3 protein-coding genes are annotated in these 1,917 nt (G+C 67.2%); 2 read left to right on the forward strand and 1 reads right to left on the reverse strand.

Annotation, left to right across the window (positions count from 1 at the left end; genetic code table 11):
• Nucleotides 1–610 (reverse strand): FAD-dependent oxidoreductase (locus tag CVM52_RS25405; protein WP_172721094.1); only part of this gene is annotated, 610 nt, incomplete at its 3' end.
• A 171-nt stretch (nt 611–781) separates the two neighbouring features.
• Here CVM52_RS25405 and CVM52_RS25410 point away from each other — a divergent pair.
• Together CVM52_RS25410 and CVM52_RS25415 are read left to right on the forward strand one after the other, a co-directional pair.
• The gene (locus tag CVM52_RS25410; protein ID WP_100165031.1) at nt 782–1,255 is read left to right on the forward strand and encodes a DUF302 domain-containing protein; all 474 of its coding nucleotides are present in this window, start codon (nt 782–784) and stop codon (nt 1,253–1,255) included.
• A gap of 92 nt (nt 1,256–1,347) precedes the next feature.
• The coding region (locus tag CVM52_RS25415) for a thiamine pyrophosphate-binding protein (RefSeq protein ID WP_276308667.1) at nt 1,348–1,917 on the forward strand (570 nt) is incomplete at its 3' end.

Genomic DNA, 1,917 nt, shown 5'->3' on the forward strand with positions numbered 1-1,917 from the left:
GCCCATAGGTCGGCTTGATCCCGCTGATGCCGGGAAAGGCGGCGGCGGCATCGATCAGCGTGACGCCGCCGATTTTTCCGGCGCGGTGCAGGGCAAAGGCCATGGCCAGCGCCAGTTCCGTGCCCGCCACGCCGGCGCCGATCACCGCCACTGCGGCGGGGCCGCTTTCCGACAGGAATGCCTGCCAGCGCCGGGCGAACTGGCCCAGCGGCTTGGCCGGGACGCCATGGTCGGCAAAGCCCGGCAGATTCGGCATCTCCGAAGTGATGCCGATATCGATTGAACACAGGTCAAACCCGATTGGCGGCCGCCCCGGCACCTGCACGCTGCGGGCGACCCGGTCGATCCCCGTCGCCGCGCCCAGGATCAGCCGCGCACCGGCAAAGCGCGCCAGCTTCACCAGATCGATCTCCAGATTGTCCCGCGTGTAATGCCCGGCGACATGCCCCGGCAACATGCCGGAATAGGCCGCCGCCGGATTCGGGTCGATCACCGTCAGCCGCGCGCCGGGCAGGGGGGACATGCCCCATTTGCGCAGCACCAGCGCATGGGTGTGGCCGCCGCCGATCAGGACGACATCGCGGGTGAGGGGGAGCGTGGAGGCTTTCATGCGCTGATCTCTAGACCGTTTCGCGGCGCGCGCAAACGGCGCAGGCCGTCCTTCCGGATCACGCCGCGATCACGCAACTGTGCCTGCCGGTCTGGCGCGCAACCTGCAAGAACGGGAACCGGCCGGCGCGGTGCGGGTTGGCCAAGGTAAACCTGTGCAGGGAGAGATGGGATGAAACGGGTATTGTTGGGCATTTTGTTGGCTGCGGGCTTGGCCGCACCTCTGACCGCCGGCGATTTGGAACCACGGCAGGGCTGGGAGGTATTTCCCACCGAAAAAAGCTATGCCGACCTGGTCGCTGCGGTAAAGGCGGCAGTGAAAGCGAACGGCATGGGCGTGGTAACCGAAGCCGGCCCGACCGAGGCGGCGGCCGGAAGGGGCATCACCATACCGGGCAACCGGGTGATCGGCGTGTTCAACAACGAATTCGCGGTGGAGATCCTCAACCTGTCGACAGCGGCGATGATCGAGGCGCCGATCCGGATCTACGTCACCGAGAACGAAGACGGCACCGCCATGCTCAGCTATAAGGCGCCCAGCTTTGTGTTTGCCCCCTACGTGCCCGAGGGAGGGGCCGATCTGTCCGGGCTGGCGGCCGAGCTTGATGTCCGGTTCGCGGCGATTGCACAGGACGCGATCAAATAGAGCGGCGGTCGGGTCACATCCGCGTGTCTCCACTTGCGCCGGCCCGCGCGCCGGGCTTTGCAGGGGGCCGGACAATCAGGAAAGATTCAACAATGCCCGAGGCTTCGCTCCGCGCCGCAGATATCCTGGCGCGCCGTCTTTACGAGGCGGGCTGCCGCCATGCCTTCGGAATGCCCGGCGGCGAAGTGCTGACTCTGGTGGATGCGCTGGAAAAGGCGGGCATTCGGTTCACGCTCACCCGGCATGAAAACGCCGCCGGCTTCATCGCCGAAGGCGTGCATCACCGCGATGGCGCCCCGGCGATCCTGGTGGCGACGCTGGGGCCCGGCGCGCTGAACGCGGTCAACGTGGTGGCCAATGCGCATCAGGACCGGGTGCCGATGGTGCTTCTGACCGGCTGTGTCGATGCCGACGAGGCGCTCAGCTATACCCATCAAGTGCTGGACCACCAGGCGGTGTTCCGGCCGGTGACCAAGGCCAGTTTCCGCCTGACCGCCGGCGGCGCCGACCTCATCGCCGACCGTGCGGTGAGTGAAGCGCTGGCACCGCGCCCCGGCCCGGTACATGTCGACGTGCCGATCGGCGTGATGCAGGACGTGTTCCAGGCGGCGCTGGGCGCGCATGTGAAGGTCTACAGCCAGGCCAACCTGGTGGCCTCCAGC

Origin of the sequence: Pseudooceanicola lipolyticus (genome assembly GCF_002786325.1) — a bacterium.
Taxonomy (GTDB): Bacteria; Pseudomonadota; Alphaproteobacteria; order Rhodobacterales; family Rhodobacteraceae; genus Pseudooceanicola_C; species Pseudooceanicola_C lipolyticus.

What these genes read in the sequence shown, in the direction of transcription:
- CVM52_RS25410 (WP_100165031.1), top strand. Translation starts at nt 782, where the DNA reads ATGAAACGGGTATTGTTGGGCATTTTGTTGGCTGCGGGCTTGGCCGCA.